This is a genomic window from Blautia massiliensis (ex Durand et al. 2017), assembly GCF_051861785.1.
GTDB lineage: Bacteria > Bacillota > Clostridia > Lachnospirales > Lachnospiraceae > Blautia_A > Blautia_A luti_A.
In genome coordinates, this window is record NZ_CP146725.1 from 199700 (window position 1) to 226359 (window position 26660).

Annotated in this window: 33 protein-coding genes and 3 pseudogenes; 1 reads left to right on the top strand and 35 read right to left on the bottom strand. The window is 47.3% G+C overall.

Annotated elements, in window-relative coordinates; translation table 11 throughout:
* Positions 1–137: 137 nt before the first annotated feature.
* The 35 genes and pseudogenes from V9W66_RS01070 to V9W66_RS01240 form a co-directional block, all read right to left on the bottom strand.
* On the bottom strand, positions 138–485 hold the full coding sequence (locus V9W66_RS01070) for a plasmid mobilization protein (protein ID WP_003020363.1): 348 nt from the start codon (positions 483–485) through the stop codon (positions 138–140).
* Complete coding sequence (locus tag V9W66_RS01075; protein WP_014080207.1) at positions 482–646, bottom strand: hypothetical protein; 165 nt, start codon at positions 644–646, stop codon at positions 482–484. Before V9W66_RS01075 ends, V9W66_RS01070 begins: the two co-directional genes overlap by 4 nt.
* Before the next feature lie 12 nt (positions 647–658).
* Positions 659–1243 carry a hypothetical protein gene (locus V9W66_RS01080; protein WP_015553305.1) on the bottom strand — a complete coding sequence of 195 codons (585 nt, stop codon included), beginning with the start codon at positions 1241–1243 and terminating at the stop codon, positions 659–661.
* Between the two features lie 13 nt (positions 1244–1256).
* Positions 1257–2216, bottom strand: coding sequence for a hypothetical protein (locus V9W66_RS01085; RefSeq protein WP_144095182.1), 960 nt, complete (start codon positions 2214–2216; stop codon positions 1257–1259).
* Between the two features lie 179 nt (positions 2217–2395).
* Positions 2396–2749: a cysteine-rich VLP domain-containing protein gene (locus V9W66_RS01090; RefSeq protein ID WP_055228207.1), complete on the bottom strand. Its 354-nt coding sequence runs from the start codon at positions 2747–2749 to the stop codon at positions 2396–2398.
* Between the two features lie 4 nt (positions 2750–2753).
* Positions 2754–2930, bottom strand: a complete 177-nt coding sequence (locus V9W66_RS01095; RefSeq protein ID WP_014080211.1) for a hypothetical protein — start codon at positions 2928–2930, stop codon at positions 2754–2756.
* Positions 2927–3676 (bottom strand): DUF4366 domain-containing protein, encoded by a 750-nt coding sequence (locus V9W66_RS01100; RefSeq protein WP_144095184.1) that lies wholly within the window; start codon positions 3674–3676, stop codon positions 2927–2929. Before V9W66_RS01100 ends, V9W66_RS01095 begins: the two co-directional genes overlap by 4 nt.
* A gap of 2 nt (positions 3677–3678) precedes the next feature.
* Entirely contained in the window at positions 3679–3933 is a 255-nt protein-coding gene (locus V9W66_RS01105; RefSeq protein WP_014080213.1) for a DUF4315 family protein, read from the bottom strand.
* A gap of 14 nt (positions 3934–3947) precedes the next feature.
* The gene (locus tag V9W66_RS01110; RefSeq protein WP_144100321.1) at positions 3948–5666 is read right to left on the bottom strand and encodes a C40 family peptidase; all 1719 of its coding nucleotides are present in this window, start codon (positions 5664–5666) and stop codon (positions 3948–3950) included.
* On the bottom strand, positions 5647–8007 hold the full coding sequence (locus tag V9W66_RS01115; protein WP_186290004.1) for a VirB4-like conjugal transfer ATPase, CD1110 family: 2361 nt from the start codon (positions 8005–8007) through the stop codon (positions 5647–5649). Before V9W66_RS01115 ends, V9W66_RS01110 begins: the two co-directional genes overlap by 20 nt.
* A complete protein-coding gene (locus V9W66_RS01120) occupies positions 7964–8353 on the bottom strand; it encodes a PrgI family protein (protein ID WP_015563852.1) in 390 nt (129 codons plus the stop codon). The genes V9W66_RS01115 and V9W66_RS01120 overlap by 44 nt, the downstream gene beginning before the upstream one ends.
* Before the next feature lie 3 nt (positions 8354–8356).
* Complete coding sequence (locus V9W66_RS01125) at positions 8357–8926, bottom strand: MT-A70 family methyltransferase (protein WP_257319276.1); 570 nt, start codon at positions 8924–8926, stop codon at positions 8357–8359.
* Positions 8927–8928: 2 nt separating this feature from the next.
* Entirely contained in the window at positions 8929–9708 is a 780-nt protein-coding gene (locus V9W66_RS01130) for a DNA-methyltransferase (protein WP_144093159.1), read from the bottom strand.
* Positions 9698–10429 (bottom strand): septation protein SpoVG family protein, encoded by a 732-nt coding sequence (locus V9W66_RS01135; RefSeq protein WP_144100319.1) that lies wholly within the window; start codon positions 10427–10429, stop codon positions 9698–9700. The genes V9W66_RS01130 and V9W66_RS01135 overlap by 11 nt, the downstream gene beginning before the upstream one ends.
* 15 nt (positions 10430–10444) lie before the next feature.
* Positions 10445–10723, bottom strand: a pseudogene (locus tag V9W66_RS01140) (VirB6/TrbL-like conjugal transfer protein, CD1112 family); the annotation flags it as partial.
* A gap of 99 nt (positions 10724–10822) precedes the next feature.
* On the bottom strand, positions 10823–12655 hold the full coding sequence (locus V9W66_RS01145; protein WP_144093316.1) for a reverse transcriptase/maturase family protein: 1833 nt from the start codon (positions 12653–12655) through the stop codon (positions 10823–10825).
* A 653-nt stretch (positions 12656–13308) separates the two neighbouring features.
* Positions 13309–13899: pseudogene (locus V9W66_RS01150) on the bottom strand (VirB6/TrbL-like conjugal transfer protein, CD1112 family); the annotation flags it as partial.
* Positions 13900–13910: 11 nt separating this feature from the next.
* Positions 13911–13988 (bottom strand): annotated as a pseudogene (locus V9W66_RS01155) (Maff2 family mobile element protein); the annotation flags it as partial.
* Positions 13989–14063: 75 nt separating this feature from the next.
* Positions 14064–15761, bottom strand: a complete 1698-nt coding sequence (locus tag V9W66_RS01160) for a recombinase family protein (protein WP_144093320.1) — start codon at positions 15759–15761, stop codon at positions 14064–14066.
* 26 nt (positions 15762–15787) lie between these two features.
* On the bottom strand, positions 15788–15970 hold the full coding sequence (locus V9W66_RS01165) for a hypothetical protein (protein ID WP_144093322.1): 183 nt from the start codon (positions 15968–15970) through the stop codon (positions 15788–15790).
* Between the two features lie 205 nt (positions 15971–16175).
* Positions 16176–18050 carry an AAA family ATPase gene (locus V9W66_RS01170; protein ID WP_186290010.1) on the bottom strand — a complete coding sequence of 625 codons (1875 nt, stop codon included), beginning with the start codon at positions 18048–18050 and terminating at the stop codon, positions 16176–16178.
* 38 nt (positions 18051–18088) lie between these two features.
* Positions 18089–19723, bottom strand: a complete 1635-nt coding sequence (gene mobQ / locus V9W66_RS01175; protein WP_144093326.1) for a MobQ family relaxase — start codon at positions 19721–19723, stop codon at positions 18089–18091.
* Positions 19723–20088, bottom strand: coding sequence for a DUF3847 domain-containing protein (locus tag V9W66_RS01180; protein WP_144093328.1), 366 nt, complete (start codon positions 20086–20088; stop codon positions 19723–19725). Before V9W66_RS01180 ends, mobQ begins: the two co-directional genes overlap by 1 nt.
* Positions 20089–20278: 190 nt before the next feature.
* The gene (locus V9W66_RS01185; protein ID WP_055158449.1) at positions 20279–20521 is read right to left on the bottom strand and encodes a hypothetical protein; all 243 of its coding nucleotides are present in this window, start codon (positions 20519–20521) and stop codon (positions 20279–20281) included.
* Complete coding sequence (locus tag V9W66_RS01190) at positions 20509–21075, bottom strand: DUF3990 domain-containing protein (RefSeq protein WP_055158447.1); 567 nt, start codon at positions 21073–21075, stop codon at positions 20509–20511. Before V9W66_RS01190 ends, V9W66_RS01185 begins: the two co-directional genes overlap by 13 nt.
* A complete protein-coding gene (locus tag V9W66_RS01195; RefSeq protein WP_005341260.1) occupies positions 21068–21292 on the bottom strand; it encodes a DUF3791 domain-containing protein in 225 nt (74 codons plus the stop codon). Before V9W66_RS01195 ends, V9W66_RS01190 begins: the two co-directional genes overlap by 8 nt.
* A 23-nt stretch (positions 21293–21315) precedes the next feature.
* Positions 21316–21489 carry a hypothetical protein gene (locus V9W66_RS01200; protein ID WP_186290011.1) on the bottom strand — a complete coding sequence of 58 codons (174 nt, stop codon included), beginning with the start codon at positions 21487–21489 and terminating at the stop codon, positions 21316–21318.
* Positions 21490–21565: 76 nt separating this feature from the next.
* The gene (locus tag V9W66_RS01205) at positions 21566–22027 is read right to left on the bottom strand and encodes an ASCH domain-containing protein (protein ID WP_144093330.1); all 462 of its coding nucleotides are present in this window, start codon (positions 22025–22027) and stop codon (positions 21566–21568) included.
* Positions 22028–22071: 44 nt separating this feature from the next.
* Positions 22072–22449, bottom strand: coding sequence for an SdpI family protein (locus V9W66_RS01210; RefSeq protein WP_144093332.1), 378 nt, complete (start codon positions 22447–22449; stop codon positions 22072–22074).
* A gap of 30 nt (positions 22450–22479) precedes the next feature.
* Positions 22480–23112, bottom strand: a complete 633-nt coding sequence (locus tag V9W66_RS01215) for a GyrI-like domain-containing protein (protein WP_129795762.1) — start codon at positions 23110–23112, stop codon at positions 22480–22482.
* 41 nt (positions 23113–23153) lie between these two features.
* Complete coding sequence (locus V9W66_RS01220) at positions 23154–23861, bottom strand: DNA alkylation repair protein (protein ID WP_243121616.1); 708 nt, start codon at positions 23859–23861, stop codon at positions 23154–23156.
* A gap of 306 nt (positions 23862–24167) precedes the next feature.
* Positions 24168–24374, bottom strand: coding sequence for a helix-turn-helix domain-containing protein (locus tag V9W66_RS01225; protein ID WP_005341250.1), 207 nt, complete (start codon positions 24372–24374; stop codon positions 24168–24170).
* A 146-nt stretch (positions 24375–24520) separates the two neighbouring features.
* Positions 24521–24931 (bottom strand): single-stranded DNA-binding protein, encoded by a 411-nt coding sequence (locus tag V9W66_RS01230; protein WP_144092579.1) that lies wholly within the window; start codon positions 24929–24931, stop codon positions 24521–24523.
* Between the two features lie 23 nt (positions 24932–24954).
* Positions 24955–25254: a hypothetical protein gene (locus V9W66_RS01235; RefSeq protein ID WP_243121584.1), complete on the bottom strand. Its 300-nt coding sequence runs from the start codon at positions 25252–25254 to the stop codon at positions 24955–24957.
* A 739-nt stretch (positions 25255–25993) separates the two neighbouring features.
* Positions 25994–26191, bottom strand: coding sequence for an LPXTG cell wall anchor domain-containing protein (locus V9W66_RS01240; RefSeq protein ID WP_186289973.1), 198 nt, complete (start codon positions 26189–26191; stop codon positions 25994–25996).
* Positions 26192–26370: 179 nt separating this feature from the next.
* On the opposite strand from V9W66_RS01240, the gene V9W66_RS01245 reads away from it, so the two are divergent.
* The gene (locus V9W66_RS01245; protein ID WP_243121583.1) at positions 26371–26553 is read left to right on the top strand and encodes a hypothetical protein; all 183 of its coding nucleotides are present in this window, start codon (positions 26371–26373) and stop codon (positions 26551–26553) included.
* The last annotated feature ends 107 nt before the right edge of the window (positions 26554–26660 follow it).

A 26660-nucleotide genomic window follows, 5' to 3' on the forward strand; every position in this document is an offset into this window, starting at 1 on the left:
CGCCGCTGTTTTATAAGGGCGGATGTAGGTGGTCGCCGTAAAAATCCCTCCTTCCGGCAAACAGTATTTTTACTTTGGGACACTTTGTCCCGAAGTAGAAAAAGCCGGGGAGCGGTATCAACCACTCCCCGGCTGGATCAGAGCTCTACCAGCGCGGAGAGCTGTTTCAAGAGATCAGACAGCGGCCCCCACAAAGCGGCATAGTCCCGCTGTAAGGCTGCGAGTTCTTCGGGATAAATTGCGCCGTAGGTGTTGGCCTGAATTGCCACTTGGTTCAGATTGTTGGAGCAGCGCCGCTGGAGCGAAACCAGCTCACGAACAGGCGAAAGGTCAACATGAAGCACATACCCACTCAGGGCCATTTTCCGCATATAGGCTCCCATATTACGGATGCCAGCCTCCGCCATACGTTCTTGAATCAGAGCCTGCTCCGCCTCCGACACCATCACATGAAGATGGATCGGACGGCGGCGCTTTTTTGTCATCGCTCCTCACGCTCCCGGCTGCGGCAGGCGCGGGGCGGCTCCTTTACCTTATCCAGCGGCTTTTCCTGTTCGTCTGCCGGAACAGGGTGCGGCAAATGAAATTCACGGTGCAGGCGCAGCACCTCCAGTACAGACAATTCCTGTTCACGTTTCTTTTCCATATACGCACCTCCTTATCTATCGCCACGGTCAGGCTGCCTCCGTTGGGGAGCCGGAGCCTCCGAGCCGCGATCTGCCTCCGCCAACTTTGCCGCATTTTTCATCTGCTCGGCAATCGGACGGGGCCTGTCGGGATTATCAGGCGCAGGACGCAGCTCATAGTCGGATGCCTGTTTTTCCGTTAGCGGGCGGGTATAGGTAAGATAGCCCCAAGCCAGGAACGAGCCATTTTCCACCGGGATGCGCTGATCGTAATTGAAGATTTCATCCGGCTTGTTATAAGGCGGCTTCGGGAATGTCCCGATGTCCACAGGCCGCTGGGTCGAATAATACTTGTAAAGGCCGGGAGCCTCGGTCTGCCTGATCCCCACGTTATAAATACGCTGATAGTCCTGCACCCGGTCTGCAAAATCCTGTTCCATCGCGGTGCGGTCATTTCCATAGTGACCCCATTCGTACTGCCGCTGGCCGTCCTTGTCATCATAGCAGGCCCATGTGACATAGCGGGATGGCGCGGTGGGATGTTCGCCCAATGCAAATCCCCGCCCATTTTCCAGCATGACCGCCTTCAAAATAGCATAGCCTTGATTTTTGTCCATAGTACACCTCCCATCATCGAGACATTTCTTTGTTTTCTCTTTTCACAAACGGCTGGAGCTGATAGGGGCTTGTACCGTCCTCGGGTCGCAGAAAGTCTATCCGGGCCGCAGCACGGATGGCGTTCTGGTTAAGCTGCCGCTGCCATGCCCCTTGGCTGGGAGCCCACTTAAAGCCGTTGCTTTTCAGTTCCTGCCGCTGATCGGCATCGGGCTTTTCCTCAAAAATAAGCTGCAAACGGTTTTCAGCCTCGTTGATTTTGGCCTCACCTCCGGGGAATGTCCAGCCAGCAAACTCGGAGCGGCTGCTCAGTTCCTCAATGCGCTGGCGTACACGGCGGATGTTGGCGTTGTTGTTGGAAAGCAGATAGGCGGGGTACGGCTTGCTTTTATCCAAGTGCCATGACTGCGCCATATCTGCTTTGAGCTTTTCGGCCTGCTCCGGCGTAAGCTCCGGGCAGCCGTCCAGCGTTTTGTGTTTCCGAAAATACGCATTGACCGCCTTCATGGTGGCCTGCTGGGACTCCAGCCCCTCCAGCTTTTTTGTCAGCTTTTCCACGGCCAGATCATCGTCTGCGCTGATCCCGCCCATACCAACAGAGCGGATTTTATCAAGCAGCTTTGAAATCTCCGCATACTCTCCATAGTTGCGATCCCGGGCGGCGTTCTGCTTGTGCTTTTTTGCCACAGGGAAGTTGCCGCCCCCAGAGATCAGAATAGAGGGTACACGGGCATCAATCACATTGCGTTCATTCAGATTTTCGGCAAGTTTCCGGGCATAGCGATCCACCAGTGTGTCAATCTTATCATGGTACATGGGATCGACACGCGCTTTCTGGCGTTCCGCCGCTGCATACGCTTCATCGACCATTGCCCGGTAGCCCGCCGTAGCGGAGCCCGGCTGATAGTCGGAAAAGCTGTTCATATCTTTTGCCCGCTTTGCGGCTTCTTCGTTGATCGGATAATATTTCGGCATAGTATCTCCTTCCACAAAAGCCGGAACTTTGGGACAAATTGTCCCAAAGCCCCGGCAGCTAAAATGTTGACAGCATCTCACGGAAACAGGGCCGGACATAGAAACATACACCTCCCGCAGAAAAGGGCCTTAAAAAGCCTTGTCATAAGCGGGTTTAGGCTGGCCTAATTGTCAACACATCAGCCCCGTTTTTTCCGCATATATTCCCGCTGCTGTCTGCGGTGTGCCGCCTTTGCACAGGCCGCCGAACAATAGGTTTGCCGTCCATCAGGAGCCACGGCTCTGCCACATACCGGGCAAGCCTTGAAATCCGGCCTTGGCCCCTCTGTCAGCAACGCAGCCTCCAGCGCCGGATCAAGGGGCAGAACTGCCTCGCGGAAGTAGCGGCAATAAGCCCCCGTCCAGCATTTCCCAAACATATAGCACTCGCAATCCAGCGGCAGGCAGCCGCAGTCCCGGTCATAGTTGGCACACCATTTTGACACCAGCCTGCGGATTGCCGCTTTTTCTGTCCGGGTCAGTTCTCGGCCCACAGCATCACCTCCCGTTGCCCGGTGGTTTGAGCTGCTCCCGGTAGCAGAACACGCAGCCGATCCCGCGCCAGTAAGGGCAGCCGTCACAACGGGAGCCCTTCGGCGGCAGGCTGGGCGGCACACCCTTAAAGTAGCTTTTTTCTTTCATAAATCCCTCATAGGGGTTGTTGGTAAATCTCATTCATTATCCTCGCTTTCGGTATCGTCCTCGTCCCAAGGCGGCCCATCGTCCTCGGGATCGTCATAATCAGCCAGTTCCTCGCTGTAATCCTCTTCGGGTACAGCAGCTTTTTCATGCTTCGGGCGGTAAATTTTGAAGTACCAGCCTGCACCGCCACCCAGAACAGCCACAGCCAAAATCAGCAGAAGTGTCCCGGTATTGCTTTCCTGTTGGGGCTCGGGTTCCGGCTCCTCCGCAGGTTCCGTCACCGGGGCGGGTTCGGGAGCTGTGCCAGCACACTCGGTCATGTTGACCGCGCAGACCTCGCAATCCGTATGGATGGCTCCGGGCGCACATTTTTCTGTGCAGGAGCAGGCCGGAAGTTCTCCGCCAGCGGCCTCCAGTGCCGCCAGCAGATCGGCTTCATCCACCATGTTCAAAAAGTAGGTGTGATACTGTTCGCCGTCCTCGTCCACAGGCTTGTCATAGTCAATGACAATGTAAAAGGTGTTGCCGCCGTTGGTTTCCACCGTGATGAACTGTTTGTTGGTTGCAGCATCGTAGAGCAGATCGCGGGTCACAAGGTTTCCATCCTCCGAAAAGCCCTCGCCCGGGGTAATGGTAGGTGCAGGCTCCGGGGTCGGAGTTTCTTCCACAACAGGCGGTTCCTCATTCCCGCCGTCCGAATAGGCATAGGCCGGGATTGCAAAGCCGCATAAAAGAACGGCGGAGCAAAGCCCCGCCGCCAACATACGAAAATGTTTCATATTCAGTTTTCCTCCTTCTTTTCTTCTTCGGACTTCGGGACACTTTGTCCCAAAGTGCCGCCGTCCTTCAGCTTCTCAAACAGCAGCGGGAGCTCCGTAAGAGAAATGCTCATGCCGCGCACAATGTCCACGATCTCGCTGTTTTCTGCCTCCAGCTTTTTCTGTTCCAGTTCCTTGAGCCGGGCCTGCTGTTCACTGATTTTGGCCTTGACCTTATCAATCTCGGCCTGAATTTTCATGCTTTTGGTAGTTGCCATTTCAAAACCTCCTGTCACGGTAAACGCCCGTAGGCGTAAAAATGAGATTGCCAGTAGCTTGTATTCAAATTTGCGTAGCCGATGGGATCTCCGCAATGCAGCATTTTCCCGTCACCGACATAAATCCCGCAATGGCTCACACCCGGCGTGTCATAGGTGCCTTTGAAGAACACCAGATCACCGGTTTTGGGAGAACTGGTCGGCGTACAGATGTTATAGAGTCCCTGGGCTCCCAGCCTGCCCACATTCCAGCCGGAGTGATTGATGACCCACGAAACGTAGCCCGAGCAATCAAAGGAAGTGGCGGGAGAACTGCCGCCCCACACATAGGGATAGCCGATATATTTCTGCGCCTCGGCAAGCATCGCGGCAAAGGTTTCATCGTCCAGATATTCTCCGGGCACTTCGTAATCACCGGGTTTCCCGGTAATGTACTTGTTCACATAGGGAGAATCCGGGAACAGATCGGGGCGGTTTCCCAGCGTTGCCATATAGATGGCATACCGTGAAAGCTGCTCCTCGCCCATGACATATACGGGCACATGGGATAAATCAAAGTTCTCCAGCGTGACCGTACAGATGTAATAGTCGTAAGGCACCTGATAGGTGTCCGTATGGGAGTTGCCGTCCGCGTCCGTCCATGTGTCGGTTTCCGTGCGATACCGGGTTTCCACCACTACATCCTCCGTGAGAATGTACTGGCGGTCAAACAGCATTTGCAGCGTTCCCTGTACTTCGTCTATTGTCCATTGCCCCTCATGGAGCGCACACAAAAGAGAAAGCAGCACATAGGGGTCATGTTCGATTTCGTCCAGATCGAAGTGGTATTCGTCATAGTCATGGGTGCTTTCATAGGTGTCCAGATAATGCTGCAAATCATCTTCCAGCGCACAGTAGGCAGCTTCGGCGGCCAGCATATCCCGATCCTCGCAAGGATAGGTGCTGGCCCCTAATGCACCGGCCCCGGCGTTCCCCAGCATAAGCATGGTAGAGGAACAGGACTGCATAGCAAACAGGAGTAACACACAGAGCACCGCAATCACAGCACCTGCGGGATGACTTTTGACAAATTCCACTGCCCGGGCAGTCAGGCGTTCTGTGGCTGTGGCAGTTTTCCCAGCCGCAGCCGCGCTCTGCTTTGCAGCCTCCTTTGCCTGCTTGCGGTATTGCCTGCGGAGCCGTTGCTTCTGCCAGTAGCGGGTAAGGGCATTTTTCGTCAGCTCCGGGTGCTCCTGTGCGGCGGTGTGAAAATGGTAGTCCGCCGTGTACTTGGTATAGCGGGCCTCGGCCTTGCGTACCACTTTTGCCGGATGTTCCCGGACTTTACGGCGCACAAAGCGAGAGCCATGCCGTAGCGCGGTTTCTCCCACAAGCTCAGAACGGTGTGCGCCTTCCGTGCCGACATTTTCCTGTTCCACTTCAAAAATCTTGCCATGCACGAAGCTGTGAACGGAACCGCTGGCAACACGGCCTATGCGTTTTACCGGGCCGGGCTTTTTCGGCGGCTTTTGCTTTGCCAGCTTCTCCCGGGCCTGTTCCAGTTTTTCGCCTTGGGACTCCATGTGGAGCTTTGCCGCCGCAGCCTGTTCCTGCTGGCTCTTTTTGCGGAACTTGGACTTCGGGACACTTTGTCCCGAAGTGTCGGAAGCCTCCGGCCCGGGCTGTTCCCCGTCAGGGGCGTGGGCGGTCTGCGACCAAGCCTCCTCCTTGGTCTTATTCGTTTTTCGTTTCATTCTTCATATCCTCCGGGCGGGTAGTCAGCAGGTCATAGATTTCTCCGCGAGGGAACCGATCCACAAACGGAATGGTTACATTTCCATAGAACAACAGCCCCTCGCCGGAATTGCTGTGTGTGATATAGGAAAGCTGATGCTCGGAAATACCGAGCTGTTTTGCCAGAATGGTACGGTCACTCTGCGCCTGCGAAAGCAGAATCATAAAATCCGTGTTGTCCAGAATGTTCTCGATTTCACGGCTTGCCAAAAGGTCTTTGACGTTCTGCGTCAAAGCAGACGGCACACATCCTTTTTTACGCAGCATTTTCCAGACCGCCACAAAGTAGCTGGCTGTCAGTGGATCACGGAGCAGAATGTGAAACTCGTCAAAGTAGCACCAAGTTGCCGCGCCCTCGTGGAAGTTCTGATCCACCGCCTGCGAAACAAACTCATTTGTGATGTGCATTGCAATCTTTCTAAGGTTTTCGCCCATGTTTTTCAGAACGATGCACACCACACGGCTGTCCGTCTTGACGTTGGTAGGATGGTTAAAGAGATTGAGGGAGCCTGTGCAATAAAGCTCTAAGGCAGTTGCCACGCGCCGGGCTTCGGGCTCCGGCTGGCGTAAGAGCTCTTCGTACAAATCCTGCAACAGCGGTGTTTTTGCAGTTTCCAGTCCGAGCGCCTGTTCCCGGTACACCAAACGCACACAGCGGTCAATGACCGTCTTTTCAATGGGCTGCAAGCCTTCCTTGCCGCCGACCACCAGCTCGCACAGGGACAAAAGAAAATCCGCCTTCATGGAAAGCGGGCTTTCTCCGGCAGCCATATTGAGCTCCACATCCATCGGATTGAGATGGTGCGGGCTGTCCGGGGCAATCTCGATCACCTGACCGCCCAGCCTTCGCACCAGCGGCGCGTATTCGCCCATCGGGTCAACCACGATGATCCGATCCTGCGGGATGGTGAGAAACACATTCAAGAGCTCGCGCTTTGCGGCAAAGCTCTTTCCGGAGCCCGTAGAGCCCAAGTACATCCCGTTTGCCGATTTCAGCTTTTTGCGGTCAGCCATGATGACATTGTGAGAAAGTGCGTTCATGCCATAGTAGAGGGCCTGTCCAGCCATGCGGAGCTCCCTTGTCATAAAGGGGATAAAAATGGCTGTGGAGCTGGTTGTCATACCGCGCTGGATTTCTACCTCGTTGTAGCCAAGGGCCAGCGAAGAAACAAAGCCCTGTTCCTGTTGCCAGTCCAGACGGCGCAGAGCGCAGTTGTATTTCTGCGCGATGCCGCCCACGGTAAACACATCGTTTTCCAGCCGCTGGCGAGTAGGGGCAAGGTTTACCACCGTAAAGGTCAGCAGAAACATTCGCTCATTGCGGGATTGCAAATCAGCCAGAAGCTCCGCCGCGTCCTTGCTGAATGTAATCAGGTCAGGGGGAAGAATGTCCGGGTCATAGCCGGAGCGCACAGCCTTTCTCTGTTCCTCCACTTTCATTTTTCCGATGTCCGAGATTTTCCCCTTGATGGTCTTAATTGCCTTGAGCTGATCCACGGTCTGAATGTGCATGGTCACGGTCATTTCCGCATCCAGCTCCAAGATTTCCGCCAGCAACTTATCCGAAAGCTCCGATGCCATAATCTGTAAGTAGGACACCGCGCCCCAATACTGGCCGATGCGGAATGTGCGGGACTGGCGGAAGTCGAGACTGTCCGGGGCAATAAAGTCTTTTGTGCCGAGCCCAGTCTGCGGGATGTCTTTCCACGAAAAGCGGAACGCCTCACGGCTCCCCGGGTGCATCTGGCTATGAAGCAGCGCAAGGCGGGCCCGTCCGTCCATCGGCTCCGAGGGAACGCCCAGTCGCTTAAAGTTTCCCATGACATCGGCCTCCACACGCTCCAGACGGGGCCGTGCCTCCGCAATCCCCTCGGCGGGTATGCCAAAGGTGATGTATTTTGAGCGTTCAATGCCGTTATTGCTTTTGGCAATCTGATTTTTCAGCATCCCGGTAAACTCATCCCGGACGCTGTTATAGTTGTCATCCGCTTTCGGGATATTGACTTGATAGCGGCTGCGGGAATGGGAACGACGGTTGATAAAGGAAAGCTGGAACGGCAGCGAACTGTCAAAGTAGTTGAGAAATGAACTCCATCCGCTGAATATGGCAGTCTGATCCTCGGTGGATGCCACGGAGTAATTGATGTCCTCATATTCCACGGTTTTTGTATAGAGCCCACCCGGGAGCTTGCACACACCGTCCGGGTGCATGGACAGATACGGGATTGTCTGTTGGGCAGACAGGGTCGCCCGGCCTTTACCCTTGGCGGCGGCTACGTTTTTCTTCTTTGTGTTTTTCAATCACATCCTCCTTTCCAGCGCCCGGCCCGGCAAAGGGCGCATAAATGTTTTCGGTTCGGTAGGCCCTGATCCCCGGCCTTAGAAACTTGGCCCGGATGATATTCCGCACCACCTTTTCAAAGGGTAAGCCGTCCTTTTCATACATGGCCAGCAGGAACGCCGGGAGCATAATTCCCAGCATGAGAAACATCGCCCCGGTATTGCCGAGGGTGCCACGGGTCAGCAGATAGGCCGGAATCCCCACTGCGCCCGCGCTGCCGAAGCAGACAAGCTGGCGTTTGGTGAGGTTGAAAGCCATCTTTGTTTTGATTTTGGATAAATCGTTTGGTACGTTTACATAGGGCATAGATCACACTCCTTTCTGCACTTCGGGACAATGTGTCCCAAAGTCCGGGATGGTTGGTGTTACTTCATTTCCCCATACAGCCCAGCCGGGCGGGGTCTGCCTGGCAAAAAGCTCCACGCGGGGCAGATCGCCCATCAGGGAAATGATTTTGGCGCGGGCCTCGTCCGGCTTTTTGCTATGGGCTTCAATCGGGGAAATGATGAATTGATGAATGTTGGCAGCCTGCCGCTTTGGATGTCCCTTGGTCGCCAGCAGGCAGATTTCTGCATTGCCCCTTGTCCAGAAGCCAAGGCCGTAAAACCAGCTATCCGCCTTCTTGTTCTTTTTCAGCCAGACGAAAGCAACGCTTTTGTAGGTGAAGCCCCAAGCCTCGATCAGCCGGAGCGCCTCCGGGAGCTGCGGGAAAGTAGCCCATAAAAAGAGTGCGCTGTCCGGGGCTGCAAGATCAGCCACAGGCAACGCACATAAATCCTCAATGCTCATAGTGGGATAATGATTTTCCGCCGCGCCCTGTACTTTCTTAGCCGAGTAGCGCCAAGGGGGATCGGCGTAAATGATAGAATACTGCTGGATAATTACACTCCTTTCTCGCCGGAGCTTTTTACTGCCTGCGCCGCACGGATGCGCTCACTGGCGGCGGCATAAAAGGACGGGGCCGTTTCAAAGCATACAAAGCGGCGTTCTGTGTTGATGGCTGCAATCGCGGTTGTGCCGGAGCCAACGCAAATGTCCGCGACCAGTTCTCCGGGGCGGGTATAGGTGCGGATCAGGTACTCACAAAGCTCCACAGGCTTCTGTGTAGGATGGATGCCGCCGGACACCGTAGGCACAAATAGTACATTTCCGGGATAGCGGCGGCCATCGTTGGACTCGGAGCCCTGCCGTTCAAATTTCCCATAGTTGGAGCTTGTACCGCTTCGGGAATGAACACGGGTATAAGGCTTGCCATAAGTAAACTGCGGATTGTAGACCGGGGACTTCTGGTAAAACACTAAGATATTCTCGGACTTTTTCAGTGGAGCCCGGTTTGCATTGAGAAAGCCCGTTCCGCGCTCCTTGTACCAAATCCACTCATAGCGGAGCATGGCGAGGTTGGATGCGCCCAGCACCTTGTCAAAGGGGCACTGTGCGAAAAACAGCACTGCGCCATTCGGCTTGACTGCCCATTTCACCGCCTCCCACAGCTCCGGGAGCGGCAGGGGCACATCCCAATAATTCCGGGTTGTGCCGTAGGGCGGATCAGTCAGCAGCATATCCACGCTATGTTTTGGCAAAGAATGCAAGCCCTCGATGCCGTCCATGAGAAACAAGCCCTCCTTCGGGACACGTTGTCCCAAAGTGCGGCTATCGGTCATTGCGGGCCTCCTTTGCCTTGGCAGGCGCAGGCCGGGCGGCGTTTTCTTTTCCTGCCTGCTTTGCGGCCTCGGCCATCTGCTCCTTGATCGGGGCAGGCCGTACCGCCTGGGCCCGTGTAACAAGCTGTTCCACCGCCGCATGATACGCCTCCACACCAGCTGCATTGATCCGTTCCTGTGTGGCACGGTCAGGAATCCGAACCGTAGCCCGGTATCCCGTCCGGCTGGCAGGATCGGGTTTAGAGGGAGCACCGAGGAAAATTCCGTTTTTTCCGTCCACAACCTTAAAATCGTCGATGACCACACCGCCAAAATTGACGCTGGCGAAGCCGATCAGTTTTCCCTGCGGCTCAATCGGGCGGACAGATACCGTGATCGGAACAACCGCCTCCTGCAAGACAGCATCTGTCCGCATTTTTACTGCCTCATCAATGCTAACGCCCTTGACTTCTGCAAGCTCCGCGATGGGAGCATCAAACAGCCAGCGCCGTTCCTCCGCAGCAATCTGCTCCGGGGTCAGCAATACATCGTCCTTCTTACTCAGATAAAATTCCTCCTTTCCGCTTGCCGGAGCAGGCTGGGCGGGATCGTCCATCAGCTCTTTTCTTTGCAGGACGGCCTCCGTTTCCGCCATAAAGCGGTAAGCGTCCGCTTCAGTAAACTCCTCCGGCGTTTTTCCATTCCATAAGCGCGTTCCATTCGCCCCGTATCTTCTCGGCATAAGCACCTCCTCCTGTTAGTGAGCGCCAAAGATACGCTGGGCAATGCTCCCGGTCTTAAAGAGCATGAAGCAAAGCAAAACCGTGTAGCCCACAGTTCCCCAAATCGCCCCGATGGGATCGCCGCTTGTTGCGATGCCTTGAATGAGCACCGCGTAAATTGCAACACATACAAGGATCAGCAGCCCTTGAAAGCCAACGGCAAACAGGGACTTGATATAGTTCTGCCCGGTGCCGCCAAGCTCCCGGTTGGAAAGCGTAGCAACGGGGATGGGGGCCAGACTGGTCAGCAGTAGGGTAAGAACCCGGCGCCTTACCATATCACTATGGCAGGTTTCCGAGAACTCCCCTCCGAACCGGACTTACACCTCTCGATGTATCCGGCTCTCCAGATGTCAGTCTAACTTTCCTGCGTGTAACTTATCGTGGCAGTCAATGCAGAGTGCCATTGTCTTGCGCTTACGCCCAATCATGGCGATTTCCCATTGTTTTCTGCCACTTAAATCTTTGAGTTTTCGTATATGGTGTATTTCAAGCGGCACATTCTCTGCGCCACACCACTCACACCTGTTTGCTTGCAGTCTTTTTATAAGGCTATTACGCCCATAATTCTCAAAAATTCTTGCTACTATATCAGGATTTCCGCTTTCTACTTTAGTGTCCCGGCGGAACCCATTATTGTAAAACAATACCTTTCCGACCTTGCCGTTTTTCTTCGGATATTCCACAACAAAATCTTTTCCTTGACGGTACTTGCGGATAATTCTGCTGATTCGTGTCCGATATTTTCCAGCAAAGGTTTTGAGCATACTGTATCTCATTACATAGTAGAAGTTATTGAGTACTGACACGTTGTTTGCAAGTCGGTAGTAGTTATACAATCCACGGATTTCTGCGTTGTATTGGTTTAGGATTTCCAAATCGTCCAAGTGCAACAGGCGAGTGCGCCGGACAGGCTCCCAAACCTCTTTGTTTCCATTTTGTTTGTCGTATTTAATCTTGAGGGCATTGTAGGAGAACAATCGTTTTACCCACTTATCATGGGGAACATAAAGTAAGACTTTTCCATTGTTTACCCGTCTGGTAGCCCCGGTTTTGGTCTTTTTGTTGTGTTCGCCTTTGGCGATTGTGACCTCATATCCCAAGAACTTCGCAGAGTCGTGTCCATGAGTAATCAATGTCTTTTCCTCGGACATTTCCAGATGGAGTTTGTCCCGGATAAAGTAGCCTACATCTTGTTTAATCTGTTCTGCGTCCTCTTTGCTGCCGATAACTCCGATTAAGAAATCATCGGCGTATCGGATATAGCAAAGCCGTTTATAGCTATCGTCCATCTGGTCGCTATACGGTATAGATTTCAGACTACGCCGAAGTTCCCGGATTTCTGCAATTAAGCCCTCTCTTTCTTCCACGCTCATTTTAGAGATATTTCTTTTAAGCCTTTGTTCTTTTCCTCGGCAGACATCCAATTTCTTCTTGAACGCAGGATTGATTTTACGGCGGTTTCCGCAGTTGAATTTCTCTGCATACTCTGCCATATAACTGTCCAGTTCGTTCATGTAGATGTTTGCCAGGATAGGGCTGATGATTGAGCCTTGCGGAGTGCCGGAATAAGTATTGTGGTAATTCCAATCCTCCATATATCCAGCTTTCAAGAACTTCCAGAGCAGACCGATGAAATATTCATCTGCAATCCGCTTTCGCAAAATAGCAATCAACACATGATGGTCTACGTTGTCAAAACAGCCCTTTATATCCCCCTCAACGAACCACTTTGTCCCCGTAAAATATTTCTGCACATATTTGAGTGCCGTATGACAGCTTCTGTTTATACGGAAACCGTGGGAATAGTCGCTAAAGGTTGGCTCATAAATACTCTCTAAGATGAGCCGCACCACCTCCTGTATCAGTTTATCGTCGAATGACGGTATCCCCAGAGGACGCATTTTCCCATTGGATTTCGGGATATACGTTCTCCTTGTCGGGTTAGGCTGGTAACTAAAATCCCGCATCTTTTCAATGAGGGCGTTTATCCTTGCCATTCCCATTCCGTCAATGGTTTTGCCGTCTGTTCCGGCTGTCATGTTGCCTGGTTTCGCCTGTATCCGCTGATATGCCAGCAGATAGAATTGTGGATTGTACAGGTTGCGGTATAACCGCTCGTACTTGTAACTCTTGTTACACGCCTTGGATTTTAGGCTTTCCAACACATTTTCAGGACTTCTCATAATGCCTCACGCACCTTTCCTTTTTATGAATTGGTTGACATCCTGCCTCCCTTCGCCATGTAGACAGCTTTCCCGCCCTCGGACTACTACGGAGGCTCCGTTGCCATGCCGGATATTCAGCGTCATCTTTCTTGGGTTTTTACCCCTTGAAATTTATCGCCTTGCGGCATTACGCATAGCCGGATAGTTCCGGCGTTCCGGTTTAGGCAATCTCCAGTTAGACACTTTGGGATACGCGTATTGTGGTGTCGGTAGTGGGTTTTCGTCCTTTTCCGCTTACTGCGGCTGGCTGTCATAAGTATCTTGCGGTCTGTGTTTACCTGTCACATTCCGCTATGACATACGGCGAATACAACCATCCTGCGCCGCCGGGTCGAGTATCCCGCCTCGGACTACCCTTAAAGCAGTTTAGCCTTGCTCCTCATTCACAATGTTGCGTCTTGCCGCTCAGTCGTGGGTAGATGGTTTTCCCAACTCGCGATTTTTCCGATACGCTATTGTCCCCCTTGTGGTTTCCCTCCGGGGTAAATCGGATGACGCTAAAGTGACGCTTTTCACGTCTTTGATACTTTTCTTTACCGGCTTGCTAAAGCCGGATTCCCAAAATGTCCGCGCACCGCCTTTGGATGAAAAGCGGCGCTTCTGGACGCGCGATAGATTTCCAGCATCCTGCCATACACCAAAACGAAAATGATAATTCCCATCGCCTTCATCGTGAAGCCAATGAGCGCAGACTGCAGCCACAGCCCCAACAGCGGCCCCAAGTCCATCGCCTCCAGCGAGGTTTCCAGTTCGGCAAGCATATCCGCCGAAACATCGGTGGAGCCTTGAATGAGCCCGCCTGCCTGCGCGATAACGCTCTGCGACACATCGAACACAGCCATGACGATATTGAATGTATTTGACAGGATTAAGATTGCACAGGCTGTTTTGAACATCCATTTATAGAGGTTTGCAACGTCAACCTCGTGCATATTGTTCTTTTCCAAAAGCATCTGTATGAGCTCATAAGTGGCAACAAAGGTCAGCACCATTCCGGCAATCGGCAGGATCACCGTTTCGGAAAGCTGTCGGATCAGGGAGAAAACCCCGGCGTGCCACGCCGCCGGGGTAGTCCCTACCTGTGCCGCAATCTCTCCGACTTGGGTATTGACGGTATCAAAAAGCCCTTCGAGGTTTCCCATGATCCCGCCAATCAGAAGCTCTTTGAGCCAGTTTGTGAGCCAGTCGGTGAGAAAATCCATAAGCGCCTACCTTAAAACAGGCCAGACAGCAGAGGGATCAGCGTGGTGCCAATGACGATGATGCCGCCGCCCGCCATGAGCTGTTTTATGTCTTTTATGAGAAAATATTGGCTCGAAATGAGCCTTGAAAAGATTAAAATAGATTAAATTTTGATAGATTTTTCTTATTTATGGGAGCCGGAACCTCTTTCGATGGTTCCAAGCTCCGGTATTGGTTTTAAATTGAAATGAATTTCCATTGTAACCGTTTCAGGAGTACGGCGGTAATTTTCTTTTCCGTCTTTCTCCTGCGGTTCTGAGATAATGATTTTACTGATCAGTCGGTTCAGAAGATTGGCATCCAGTTCTTTGATATCCGCATACTCGCTGATATCGTCAATCCACTGTTGGGACTGTGCATCCAGTTTTTCTTCTGTATTCAGCACACTCTCATTTTGGGAAAGTTCCTTTTTGATATCTGCCTGCTCTTTCTGTGTCTTCTCCAACATCTTATCAAAAACAGATTCTGTAATCTTGTCATTGATGAGGTCGTCATACAGTTTTGCAATCAGCCGGTCTAACGTCTCCAGACGGTCTTTCTGCTTTGATACCAGCTTCTCCAGACTGTCTCTGTGTCCCTGCGTATCTTCCTCACACAACTCTTTTACCCTGTCTTCCAGTTCTGTTCCATCTCCGGTGACTGCTTTTGCACATTCCTGGATTCTGGTAAGGACTGCATCATACAGATCATCAGCGTCCACCCGGTGCTGAGTGCAGTGTGCTTTCCCCTTATGGATATAAGTGGAACAGGTATAAACTTCATGTTGGTCTTTGGTGTGTGTCTTCTTTAATGTTAATGCACCACCACACTCTGCACAGCGGAGTAAACCGGCAAACATACTGTATTCTCCCTGTTCTGTCTGGCGTTTCCTGCCTTTCATCTTCGCCTGTACCAGAGCAAATACATCCTGTGGAATGATTGCTTCATGGGTATTCCTGACTGTGATCCAGTCCTCCGGAGCTTTATCTCCCTGATTGCCAATCTTAAAACGGTAGTACCTCTTCTGGGAAGCCATATCACCACAGTAAACAGGATTCATCAACAGGGATTTCAGATAGGATTCATCCCATACATATTTCCCATTTTCAGGGTCTTTCTTTTCCCATTTTGTGTAATAGGTACGGAGTCCCCGTTCCCGGTGCCACCATGACGGGCAGGGAATCTGCTGTCGTTCCAGTTCTCTGGATATGAAGTTAATCCCATGATCATCCACCGCCCACTGGAAGATTTTCTGGACAATCGGTGCTGTCTCATCGTCAATCAGGAGATGTCCCTTTTCCTCCGGGTCTTTCTGATATCCCAGTGGTGGAACAACGCCTGTAAACTTGCCCTTAGTTGCCTGCAGGTGATAGGACGCATGGACTTTCTTGGAAATGTCTCTGGAATACATCTCATTCAGTACATTCTTAAAAGGAGCAATCTCATTGTCCCCGTCAAAGGTATCCACATTGTCGTATAATGCGATATACCTTACTCCATGCTTCGGAAAAAACTCTTCCATCAGAAATCCTGTCTGTACATGGTTTCGTCCCAGTCGGCTCTGATCTTTGGTGATTACAAGATTCACCAGTCCTTTTTCACAGGCTTTGAGAAGTCTCTGTAAGTCCGGTCGGTCTGTGTTCAGTCCTGTATAACCATCGTCTTGAAACACATCCACCACCTGCCAGCCCTGTGACTGACAGTAATTCACCAGAATGTCCCTTTGGTTGGAGATGCTGGCGCTCTCTCCGGTCAGTTCGTCATCTTTGGAAAGTCGGCAATATACGCCAACTCTCCATGTTGCATTTCTGTCTGTATTGTTACTCATATATCTGTTGTTCATCTGATACCTCCGTTACGTTGCACATCCTACGCAGATTTCAGATTACTGAACTCATAATCATTATACTGCTTATCTTTCATTATTGCAAGTTTATCTTTTGTTTTTGTGTCACGTATTTTCTGTGCAATCACCGCGGCAAATACTGCTTTTGCGTCCTGATCACCGTCAAAATACACTTTGATATTGATGATTTTCTTCTTCGCCGCCATTGTAAAACCTCCATTTTTTGCAAAAAAAGAACAGCTAATCCATTTTTCAGATTAACTGCCCAGACTGTTGGTTGCATTTTTTTATTTTCGTATGGATACCTACTGTTTCCGTTTGATTGCCTTGCACTGGCAGACGGCAGGCGGCAGATAGGGTATCTATAAAGCCTGCCGTCCACTCCAAAATCCTGCCGTCACCCATTTCTTTTTATTTTCTTAATCGAATAGTGTTTTCCTGCTTTTCATTCATCTGATAATCCAGTTCTTCTTTCATCCGGCTTCTGGCTTCACGCATGGTTCTCTGGGAGATCCCCTGTGCTTTTGCCTTTTCATCCAGTTCCCGGATTGTGACTGCATTTCCGTCTGCAAGCAGTTCATAGATCAGTTTCGTTCCCCGCTGCAGCTTTGTTTCTGTCGGCTTTCCTTCCTTTCCGTCCAGAAGATCATCGGCAGAAATCTCATAAGCTCCCACCCAGCGGAAACCTTCTTCATCTCCAAGTTTAAATGCCATCGTCTCACCCGGAGGTGCAAGGGAACTTTTCTCATGAATCAGCACTCTTGTTGTCGGGTCTTTCTTTACTTTTCCGATGAAAAGCAGGCTCCTCACTGCCGCCATGATATCAATAGAGCCAAGTCCCCGGTAAGTACTCTGCGTACCCGAAGATTTATTCAGATGTCCTATCAGCACAATCGCACAGCCGGTCTTTTCAGCAATCATTCCCAGTTTTCGAAATACCGGACGGACTTCATTTGCCCGGTTCATATCTACATCTGCACCGATAAAAGCCTGTACCGGATCAATGATTAAAAGTCTGACATGATTCTGATGGATTGCTTTCTCAATCCGGTCATCGGATAATGTCAGTGCTTCCTCTGTATCATCAATGACCATCACCCTGCTAAGGTCTGCTCCTGCTTCTACCAGTCTCGGCTTGATTGTGTCTCCCATACCGTCTTCTGCAGTCTGGTATATTACATTGAATGGTTCAATCTCTTCCATATTTGGGAAAGTCTTTCGGTTCGTGCAGGCTGCGGTCAACATCATGGCAAAATAAGTTTTTCCCTCTCCCGGATTGCCCTGGATAATCGTCAGTTTTCCAAATGGAAGATAGGGGAACCACAGCCATTCTACACTGGTCTGTTCAATATCTTCGTAACACAACATCGGCACCAGTTCTTCCTTCTCCGGTACTTTCATTGTAACTGTTTCGATGATTGCTTTCTTCCTGTCTGCATTTTTGTCACAGAGGATTTCATTCCAGTCCTTTCGGGACGGTTTCAGACGTATGACACTGTATCCGTCCGGGATTTCTTCTGCCAGCTTCTCACAGGCTTCATTCCCTGCCTGGTCATTATCCAGACACAGGAAAACCGAAGTAATCTGAGGGCGTTCAGAAAGAAAAGCCATCAGTGCCACACCGAAAATGCCACCCAGACTCAGGTAGCTCCGCTTCCTCCAGTCTTTGGGAAACAACTGAATAAAAGAGAGCAGATCAATGGCTGCTTCAAACACAAACAATTGATTATCCGTCCCTCTGTGACAGAATCCGTAAGATTTATCAGATCCAGCCACATCTCCCCGGTATTTTATTTCATCAGTTCCCCTGCAATGGGCATATCTTGGAATACCATCTGCATCTCTGCCGACAAACACCACATTATGATGCTTCTTTTCTTCATAAATATCCCCACTACTGATCCATTCTTCCACCAGATTCTTTTCCATCCCTCTGTTTTCTGTCAGATATCTGATGATTCTATCATTATTTTCCTCTTTCTCTGGTAACCGGAAGTCAGGGGACGGGGCGGGGCAGGTACTGTTCCTGCCTTCGCCTTCTTCCCCGGTCAGCATCTTGACAGCTTCCGGAAACGTAGCATTGTAAAATTCCATCACAAAATCCACCGGATAGCCACCCCTCCCCTGACTGTGCCTGAACCACCTATTTCCAAACACTGTTACACTGTCATGCTTTTTCCAACGGTATTCCTTTCCGCTTTTCATCAGTTGTTCTCCCTGTGCGTTCAGAAAAGATACAAGATCTGTCTGGTTTGCTCTTATAATCTGTTCTTCCGTATACTGCATTTTCCTCATCCTTTCCTGTCTGTCCTGCTGACAGACTGTTATAAACTCATCTCATAGTTCCGTTTTTTCTTCACTGTCTGTTGTTTTGCATCACGCTCTGCACATTCTTTCTTCTTTTCATCCAGTTTTCTCAAGAGGGAAGTCTTCTTTTCTGGTTTCTGCTCCTCCATTTTTTCTTCTGAACGCCCGGAAGTATCTGTTTCTGCCATTTCCCGGTCACGTCTGGCAATATCCGCACAGCTCTGTACCTTTTTTACAAATGCAAGTTCCTCCTGATACGGCTGATTGTCTGCTTTCAGCTCTTCGATCACCGACTGGAGTTCTTCTTTCTCCCGTTTCCATCTGGCAGTTGGGACTTTCCCATTTTGATCCAGATGCTGTTTTAGTTCCCGTTCACATTTACGGTAATAATTGATTTCTTTTTTGTGCTGCTGATAATATTTCTCCCGTTTTTTCTGGAAAAAGAAATGGTTGTACTCATCAATCAATGGCTGGTTCGTCTTGATTACCTCTGCCATTTTTTCCAGATTCTCCAGTTCCTTTAACTGTTTCCGCTTTTCGGAAATTTCTTTTTTGCTGACAGAAACAACACCGTTCAATTCCTCAATCCGTTCCTGCAAGTCATCCATCGTCTCTATCTGATGGGTTTGAAGATAATTGATGGATTTTGCAAACTCCTGTAAGTTGGAAAGATTCTTCCCTCTTCGTTTCATTTCCTCATAGAAATTCGGAAGTGGTGGTCTGCCCTGTGTCTTTTTATCATAATAATCCTGCAGGCTTTCCAAAAGTGTCGGGTTCTGCCTGCGATCCAACTCAGCTTTCATTTCTTCATAAGCAGTCTTCATCCACTGAATGGATTCTTTTAAGGAAATGAACATCTGGTTGAACTGCCGGATTGCCCGGTTCAGTTCCCCTATCACCGTTTTGATTCCCTTTTTCTCCATTGCCCGGACTTCATATCCCTCATGGATAGTCGGGATCAGGTCAATTCCCTGTTCTTTGTAGGAACGGTGGTCAATTCTGGCTGCCATGTGGCACTCTCGAAATTTTCCATTTACTTTCTCTGTCCATGCCCTCCGCCACTCCTTTAAAAGTTCCGGGTCATTCCAACCGGTAGTGGAAACAGCGTTGAAGATTTCCTTTCCGCTGGCATCCTTTACCCGGTTTCCATCCTCATCAAGAATATATTCCCGTCTCTGCTTATTACCCCAGATTCCCTCCTCCGTAAAAGGACGGATTGGAACAAGTACATGGAAATGGGGATTATCCGGTTCTTCTTCATTGTCCGATTTCCCCTCATGGACTGCCAGATCTACGATCATGCCACGTTCCACAAACTGCTCCTGACAGAACTCTTTCGCCAGTCTGATGTTTTCCTCAAGTGTCAATTCATTCTGCAAGGCAATGTCAAACGAATAGGCAAGCTGTGCCTTGTTGTTCTTTTCCACATGCTCCACCTCGTTCCAGAGGGTTTCCCTGTCAGTCAGACGCTCCGGCACATACTCCGGTGTCAGAATTTCTGTAAATACCACACCCGACTTGCTTGTATAATCGTGTATCTTGTTGTAATAACTGTCAAAAATCCTCTGCCCGGAAATATAGGCTGCGGAAGCGATCACCCTCTGTCCTTTCCCTCTGGATACATGTCTTACTGAAAAATGATACAGTGCCATTAGCTGTCATCTCCCTTCTCTGTTTTTTTAACTGCTTCGGCAATCTCTTGTCTGTCTTTTTGTGAAGCAGCTATATAATTCTGTCGCACAACACTCTTGTTGTAACTGCTGTTACGCATCTGGTTCATTACCTCCTGAAATTCTTCCTGTTCCAGATCTCTTGACAATGGAAACGCTTTCTCAAACTCTGCCCCTTTGACAATCAGCCTGTGGGAACGTTCTCTGCGTTCCACCAGCTTCTTTCTCTGTTCCAGAAGATTTTTATTGTGAATCGCAACTTCCAGTTCCTGTCTGCTCTTTTCCATATTTGCCTTCAATTCTTCCAGCGACATGGATTCGTATTTCGGATTTTTTGCTCTGCTCACTCTGTCGTCCTCCTTCTTTTCTGTAAATAAAAAGAACCGGTTCATTCATAAATGCCGATTCCTGGGTATAAAAAAACTGAGGTCATTGTTCCATAATTAGGAAATGCTGACCTCAGTAACTTTTGAAATATTTAATTGTCACAACGATATAACAGCGGAAGTTTTCACGCCATCCGGATATGCATTCATCTCAAATCTGATATCCGGATTTCTTTAACTCTTCCCTATACAATTCAGCAATATATGCTGGACCATTGCACCACAGCTTTGTGTTCTCATCATACAGTGCTTTTCCTGTCTTTGAACAAAGAAAATCTGTCAATATCTCTTTTCTGTCCTTGCCCGTTTCTTCTGCAATCTCATCTGTCACCATAGTGATAAGAAGATCGATTGTATAATTCATTTTTTCTTTTGGAATTGTTACTTCAGCCATATTTTCTCACCTTTCACAAATTTCAGACACTCAATAGCTGCTTCTGTTTTAAAACAATATTGATCTTTTAGTTTATTGGGCAACAACTGTCTGATGCAGAAATCGTCTGCCTCCTTATCGCCTGCTGTCCCGAAAGCCCCGGCGAGATAAGCAGTAAGGGTAGCGTTTGTTGCATCATCCGCAATCTTTCCTGCAATGATATCATACCTTGCCATTTCACGTTCCACTTCGATAAACATTTTTTTCTTTCGATGAGCTGCAATGCAATGTAACCAGTCTACATCTGCCTTTTCAAAAATATGCGTTTCAAGATTTCCTGAAAGGTTGAATTCAAAAGTTGAAATATATCCAAACTTCTGTCCTTCTTCAATTGTTCCGGTTGCGATTGCTTTGGCTATTGAGGTTCTCAGAAAACTTTCTGCCTGCTCCTTGGATGTAGTTAAATAGAATCCCTGCCCAAAATCTTTTCTCTTTGCACATTTGGCAAGATCTGGCTCTTTTACTTCACAATAACTTCCATGATAGAGAACAAATCCATCTTTTAACTCAAGCACTAATCTTTATCCCCTTTCCTTCCAGAAATTCTGTAATGTCTTCAAGCACAGCTTCATCACCCTCACAATGAAAAATCCCATAGCATTTTTCTATATATCCAAGAACATCAGCTTCTTTAAACAAGTGGATAATCTGTTCAACAGGTAAATGCCATTCTTCTGAAGCAAGCCGGATTAGTCTTGTTTGCATGAAAGTAATCTCTGTTTTCTCACTCATAATGAATCCTCCTAATTTCTTGGTCAATAAACTTTTTGCTTAGAACTCTTTTTCATGGGCTCTCCATTCTCATTAATCACTCCTTCAAGCCATGCCATAATACCAAAGTTACAAAACGGACAAGTTATTGCATCCTTATAGACTTCTTTCTCGCAGCGAGGGCATGTAACATATTCTTCATTTTTTATATCTTGCATATGATTATTCTCCTTTATCAGTTCCGATTTTCTTGATTCTGCAAATTTGAATTTCATAAATTCACGTATTAAGAATTCAATTTACGTCTATTGCCCTGTAAACTACTTTAAATTCCTCACAAAGAATACTTGTTTGTCCATTGAATTCAAGCTCTGTTTCTGCAAATTCTTCTGCAAAGAAATCTTCATGAACATCTCTCCAGTATGCAAGACTTAGGTCTCCTTCCCCTTCCTTGTAAGCGTGTTCCTTTGATACTTCATCAAATGGAACCACTGTAGTCTTAGTGGTTTGAATAACACAAACTGCCTCATCCTTTGAGTTTAAAATAACACTATAATCACCTGACTGTGGTAATGTATCTTCTTCTCCTTCCATAAAATATAGATCATATGCAGTTGCAGTTGCAGTCTTAATTCCCGTTAATACAAGGTCTGCCAGCTGATCATGTGCATCTCCAAATCCCCACGCCTTATAAGGAGTATCAATATCTATATTCTCTTTCTCGCAATATGCTTTCCATAATTCTTCTGCTCTCATAATGCTCCAATCTGTAAATTCCGATTTTCTTGATTCTGCAAACTTTATCGTCTTGTTCCATTCTTATCAAAATTCTTTTTTAATGCTATTTCTGTTGGGAGAATAGACCCAATTAAAGGAATAAGTTGAACACCACAGATAATACCTCCCATACTCCCAACACAATCTTCATTTTTTCCAATTACTAAAAGCATGAATATTACTGTTATCGGCAACATAACCATTCCACAGACATACCAGACTTTACCACAATATTTATGAGCAAATTCCCATGTGTCTTTATTCTTCATAGACATCGAAGTCCGATATCCAAAAAATGAATTTATTTCCTTTGGAGCCTTTTTCATAAAATATCTTCCAAAACCAATCATCGTAAATGGAAGAAGCAAATCCATAATCAACATAAAAATCCAAAACCCCATTGTAAACCTCCTTTACTATAACTTCCGAGTTTACAGTTTCTTTATAGGATGTCTAATGACCGTTTTCCATTTTTCTGGAGCAACCTTTCTTGCATCAGACAGATATATTTCATGATGTAATCTTTCCATATTCATATCATTAACATATCCATTCTGCTCCAAATAAGCATCCATAAGTGCAACAGTTGCAGGTTCATCATCAAATGCCCCCAAGTGCATTATTTGAACACACAATCCCTCATCAATGGTCAAAAACTCTGCCGATGAACAGTCTATTTTTTTCTTTTTAGCTGCTGTTTCAACAGCCCATTCAAAATCTTTTTGATTCACAAAATCAGGCAGGCGGATAACTGAAATCCAATTAAATGAATCTTTATCTGCATAATTTACACCATGTATATTTTCCTGCCACCAGAATCCTTCAAGTGGTGGAACTACATATTCAAAAAATCCTTCAATTTTATGATCTGTCTTGTAACTCATTCTCAAAGTATACGCAACCGCATATAATGCACTAATTGCCTGCTGATATGCCCCGCCTTCTTCGTTTGGATTACCTTTTCCTCTGACTGCAATATAATTTGCTTTAGGGACTGTTAGAATCGCTGGTGTATTTTTAGGCATATAAAACTCTTTATATTCTTTCTTAAAATCAAAAGCCATAACTGCCTCCTTAAACTTGAATTTTGTGTTTCCCATTTGACTTATAAATATTTGCTTGCTTCTCTGATGCTCAATTTATCCATCTTGTCTTTATGAGTTTCAACAAAATTTCTTACCCAATCCGGATTTGTCTTAGAATAATCTCTCAGACTCCAACCGATGGCTTTGTTGATAAAGAACTCTGAACTGCCAAAGTTATTCACTAATATTTTTTCAAGCAATTCCGTATTTGTTCTCTCTTTCCTACAAAGCTGGTGGTCAATAGCAATTCGGCGTACCCAAAAATCTTCATCTGTTGACCACTTCAACATTAGGTCATTTATTCGTTCATCTGTAAAAGCTATATTCCCGACAATTCTATCAAGTCCGTCTATTGTGTCCCACCATTGATTTGTTTTGATATATTTTTCTATATGAGGTACATCATCGAATTTTAAAAACTTCTGCATTGCCACAAGATAATCCATCACAAAATAATGAAATTCTCTATGTTCATCTGCATAACATCTGTCAAGCAAATCCCAGTCAATTATTTTTTTGCGTTTCTCAGATTTCAGAAAATCCTTGTAAATTGCTTTTCTTTTAGGTGTTGGTAAACCATAAAATGAAAACAAATTCCTCATATACGCCGCCATTTTTACAGCATTTTCATCATCTCTATTTGCTTCAAATTTTTCTTTTAGTTCAAGGTATTTATCCATTTCCATTCCTTTCACACTTCCAAATTCCGATTTCACACTTTCTTTCATTTTATATATCTGCATCTGAAATATTCAGTCACAAACTTTATTGGGGATAGGCATCTGTGCCGCAAGGGGAAACTCCCCTTGTCCTAAATCTCTGATTTCGCTATATTTCCCGGATTGAGATTTCTCAAAACCGGGAATGGCACCGCAGGTCGCACGATACAGGCAGATGGAATTGCCTGTATAGAAGTGCGCTCTTAGCTTTGCTAAGAGATTTATGCCGTATCCGACGTGTTATCTTTTTTCAATTTCTTTTTTCGACTTCTGAAGCATTCTGCCAGTTTTAATAATTTGACATGTCTGCTCTTGTTACTCATCATCTGTAAATTCCATCATCTCATCAACGGTGCAGTCCAGTTTCTTGCAAATCTTCTCAATCGTCTCCATTGATACATACTGATTTTTTCCCATCCTTGCAAGAATGTTTCCGCTGATCCCGGTAAGGTACTGCATCTCTATCCGCTTCATATTTTTATCTATGAGCATTTTCCATAACCTGTTATAACTTACGCCCATAAGCTACCTCCATATTTTTCATCTATACATATTTTGATTATATCACGATTTCGTTAGGTTGAATACATTTAATTTTTGATATCTTCCGTAAAATGGAAAAGAGGATACCCCGGCAAAAGGCAACCTCTCCAACCATTTACTCCGGTTTAGTCGAATGGAACCTCACCTTCCGGTATTTCCATGAATCCGTCCTTATCTGTTTTCGGTGTTTCCGATGATTCAGCCCCGGCACCATTATCCTTGTTCTGAGCAAATTCATGTTCTTCCACAATCACATCTGTGGTATAAATTGTTTTCCCGTCCTTGTCCTTATAATTGCCAGTGCTGATACGACCGCCAATCACAATCCTCATTCCCTTGTGAAGATATTTCTGTGCAAACTCTGCACTCTTTCCGAATGTGACACAGGAAATAAAATCCGCTTCCTGTTCTCCGTCACGTTTATATCTTCTATTTACCGCAAGTGTATATCTTGCCACTGCCATATCATTATCTTTTCCGGCATATTTGATTTCCGGATTCTTTGTCAGTCTTCCCATTAAAATCACTTTGTTCATAATCGCTACTGTCCTTTCCGCAGCTACGCTGCCATTGCATATTCTTCATCATCTACTTCACAGTCTGGCATAAACATTGCACATGCTTCCGGTGGATTGGTATCATCCGGTGAAAACATCTTCCGAATCATTTCATACATGATCGGATACCGATATACGATTTCCTCTCTTGCAAGGAATCTACATACCCTGTAAAGATTCTTTTTCATCTCTGCATCCGTTGCAAGCATGGCAACCAGATGGATTCTCTCCCTTGTATAAATCAGATTCGGGCATCCAAACCAGTTGATCAGCTGCATTTCTTTCATTTTCAGTTCTGTCATAAACTGCTCCTTTCCGGGCATTTCGCCCTGTAAACATTGTCATCAGTTTCATTCGTCCGGCGGTCTGGCGTGCGTTTCCCTGCCACCTGCAGCCGTCTCAGACTGCCTCTGCCTGCATCAGCAGGTCACTGACCATAAGGCTCCGGTCAGCCGCCCATCATCGGGAGTGTCATTATGATTCCGCTCGCTCTCAGAAAAAGAAAGGTCATGGCAGAACTCCTGGTAGGCTTCCAGGGTGCACTTATCGATTGTCAAGGTTCAGCGAAGGAACATTCCAAAACGTCCTCTGATTACTAAAGTCAAATGACTTGGCATGATGCAAAAAATTCGTGATATTTTTTTGCATTTTTATCATTTTTTCTTTTACTTTTGTTAGTCCCTTCACTTACTCTGTATTGGGAGAGATAAAAGCGGACATGATTTTGAAAAATTATGAAAAAATTTTGTTCCTCTACCTATAAAGCTTTTGAAAGTATATTTACCAACCCCCTTTTGCAAGTTTTTTTCGCAAAAATGAAATATTCCCTCACTAATAGCAAGTTTCAGAAGGCATTTGGACGGTATTTTCGCAGAAAAATCATTTTTCTACTAATCACACGTGGGAACTTGAAGAATGTCAGATAATTTTTTAAAAAATCAAAAAAAGAAGCACCAACTTTTATAGTCAGTGCATGCCATATGTCTCTATTGATTCTGAAAAACTCCTGTGGTAAATCCACAGGAGTGCTCGTCATCTTCTTTATTCCATTTTCTTCTTTCTTAAGATTAACCATCCGGTGATTACTGTTAGCGAAGCGATCAGCGTAAGCACATACCCTGACAGGTCTGTTGTATCACCTGTCTGCGGTGAATAGATCGACGTTGATATATTTCCTGTTGTTGTATCTTTCTTTGTACCGTTACTGTCATTTCTGCCCGTCTGTCCGGACTTTTTCACATCTTTATATGCAATGGCATAATCCGAAAACTAATTGGTCTGGAATGTAAGTGTCTGGTTATCTGCATCATATCGAGAATTTCCGTCCTACAAAAATTGTCAAAAGTTATCAAAGAATATAACTCTGATTGTAATCTTGATTATGCTGCAGTACAAAAAACCTTGGAACCATTTATCTGATGAATGCCAATCTTCCGCAAGCCAAAACACATTTTAAAAGCGCTCTCAAAATATATGAAAAGATCTGGGCTGATGAACCACAAATGATTGAGACAAAATATCAAGAAATACAGGAATTATATCCACAAATTGGTTTCTTTCTTGGACAACAAATATCAAACTTTTTAACAAAACAAACATAATTTTACGGCGGACAAATTGCCCGCCGTTGTTTCTAACTATTCGTCAAATAAATATATGTCTCCCAAACTGATATCATTATCCAACACACACTTCTTATTTAGCTTTT

What these genes read in the sequence shown, in the direction of transcription:
- V9W66_RS01080 (WP_015553305.1), bottom strand. Translation starts at nt 1,243, where the DNA reads ATGGACAAAAATCAAGGCTATGCTATTTTGAAGGCGGTCATGCTGGAA.
- V9W66_RS01095 (WP_014080211.1), bottom strand. Translation starts at nt 2,930, where the DNA reads ATGAGATTTACCAACAACCCCTATGAGGGATTTATGAAAGAAAAAAGC.
- V9W66_RS01195 (WP_005341260.1), bottom strand. Translation starts at nt 21,292, where the DNA reads ATGAGTGAGAAAACAGAGATTACTTTCATGCAAACAAGACTAATCCGG.
- V9W66_RS01165 (WP_144093322.1), bottom strand. Translation starts at nt 15,970, where the DNA reads ATGGCGGCGAAGAAGAAAATCATCAATATCAAAGTGTATTTTGACGGT.
- V9W66_RS01170 (WP_186290010.1), bottom strand. Translation starts at nt 18,050, where the DNA reads ATGCAGTATACGGAAGAACAGATTATAAGAGCAAACCAGACAGATCTT.
- V9W66_RS01210 (WP_144093332.1), bottom strand. Translation starts at nt 22,449, where the DNA reads ATGGGGTTTTGGATTTTTATGTTGATTATGGATTTGCTTCTTCCATTT.
- V9W66_RS01100 (WP_144095184.1), bottom strand. Translation starts at nt 3,676, where the DNA reads ATGAAACATTTTCGTATGTTGGCGGCGGGGCTTTGCTCCGCCGTTCTT.
- V9W66_RS01205 (WP_144093330.1), bottom strand. Translation starts at nt 22,027, where the DNA reads ATGAGAGCAGAAGAATTATGGAAAGCATATTGCGAGAAAGAGAATATA.
- V9W66_RS01235 (WP_243121584.1), bottom strand. Translation starts at nt 25,254, where the DNA reads ATGACAGAACTGAAAATGAAAGAAATGCAGCTGATCAACTGGTTTGGA.
- V9W66_RS01135 (WP_144100319.1), bottom strand. Translation starts at nt 10,429, where the DNA reads ATGCCGAGAAGATACGGGGCGAATGGAACGCGCTTATGGAATGGAAAA.
- V9W66_RS01085 (WP_144095182.1), bottom strand. Translation starts at nt 2,216, where the DNA reads ATGCCGAAATATTATCCGATCAACGAAGAAGCCGCAAAGCGGGCAAAA.
- V9W66_RS01160 (WP_144093320.1), bottom strand. Translation starts at nt 15,761, where the DNA reads ATGAACAACAGATATATGAGTAACAATACAGACAGAAATGCAACATGG.
- V9W66_RS01220 (WP_243121616.1), bottom strand. Translation starts at nt 23,861, where the DNA reads ATGAAAGAAAGTGTGAAATCGGAATTTGGAAGTGTGAAAGGAATGGAA.
- V9W66_RS01225 (WP_005341250.1), bottom strand. Translation starts at nt 24,374, where the DNA reads ATGGGCGTAAGTTATAACAGGTTATGGAAAATGCTCATAGATAAAAAT.
- V9W66_RS01120 (WP_015563852.1), bottom strand. Translation starts at nt 8,353, where the DNA reads ATGCCCTATGTAAACGTACCAAACGATTTATCCAAAATCAAAACAAAG.
- V9W66_RS01075 (WP_014080207.1), bottom strand. Translation starts at nt 646, where the DNA reads ATGGAAAAGAAACGTGAACAGGAATTGTCTGTACTGGAGGTGCTGCGC.
- V9W66_RS01185 (WP_055158449.1), bottom strand. Translation starts at nt 20,521, where the DNA reads ATGGCTGAAGTAACAATTCCAAAAGAAAAAATGAATTATACAATCGAT.
- V9W66_RS01200 (WP_186290011.1), bottom strand. Translation starts at nt 21,489, where the DNA reads ATGCAAGATATAAAAAATGAAGAATATGTTACATGCCCTCGCTGCGAG.
- V9W66_RS01130 (WP_144093159.1), bottom strand. Translation starts at nt 9,708, where the DNA reads ATGACCGATAGCCGCACTTTGGGACAACGTGTCCCGAAGGAGGGCTTG.
- V9W66_RS01105 (WP_014080213.1), bottom strand. Translation starts at nt 3,933, where the DNA reads ATGGCAACTACCAAAAGCATGAAAATTCAGGCCGAGATTGATAAGGTC.
- V9W66_RS01110 (WP_144100321.1), bottom strand. Translation starts at nt 5,666, where the DNA reads ATGAAACGAAAAACGAATAAGACCAAGGAGGAGGCTTGGTCGCAGACC.
- V9W66_RS01145 (WP_144093316.1), bottom strand. Translation starts at nt 12,655, where the DNA reads ATGAGAAGTCCTGAAAATGTGTTGGAAAGCCTAAAATCCAAGGCGTGT.
- mobQ (WP_144093326.1), bottom strand. Translation starts at nt 19,723, where the DNA reads ATGGCACTGTATCATTTTTCAGTAAGACATGTATCCAGAGGGAAAGGA.
- V9W66_RS01230 (WP_144092579.1), bottom strand. Translation starts at nt 24,931, where the DNA reads ATGAACAAAGTGATTTTAATGGGAAGACTGACAAAGAATCCGGAAATC.
- V9W66_RS01070 (WP_003020363.1), bottom strand. Translation starts at nt 485, where the DNA reads ATGACAAAAAAGCGCCGCCGTCCGATCCATCTTCATGTGATGGTGTCG.
- V9W66_RS01245 (WP_243121583.1), top strand. Translation starts at nt 26,371, where the DNA reads ATGAATGCCAATCTTCCGCAAGCCAAAACACATTTTAAAAGCGCTCTC.
- V9W66_RS01215 (WP_129795762.1), bottom strand. Translation starts at nt 23,112, where the DNA reads ATGGCTTTTGATTTTAAGAAAGAATATAAAGAGTTTTATATGCCTAAA.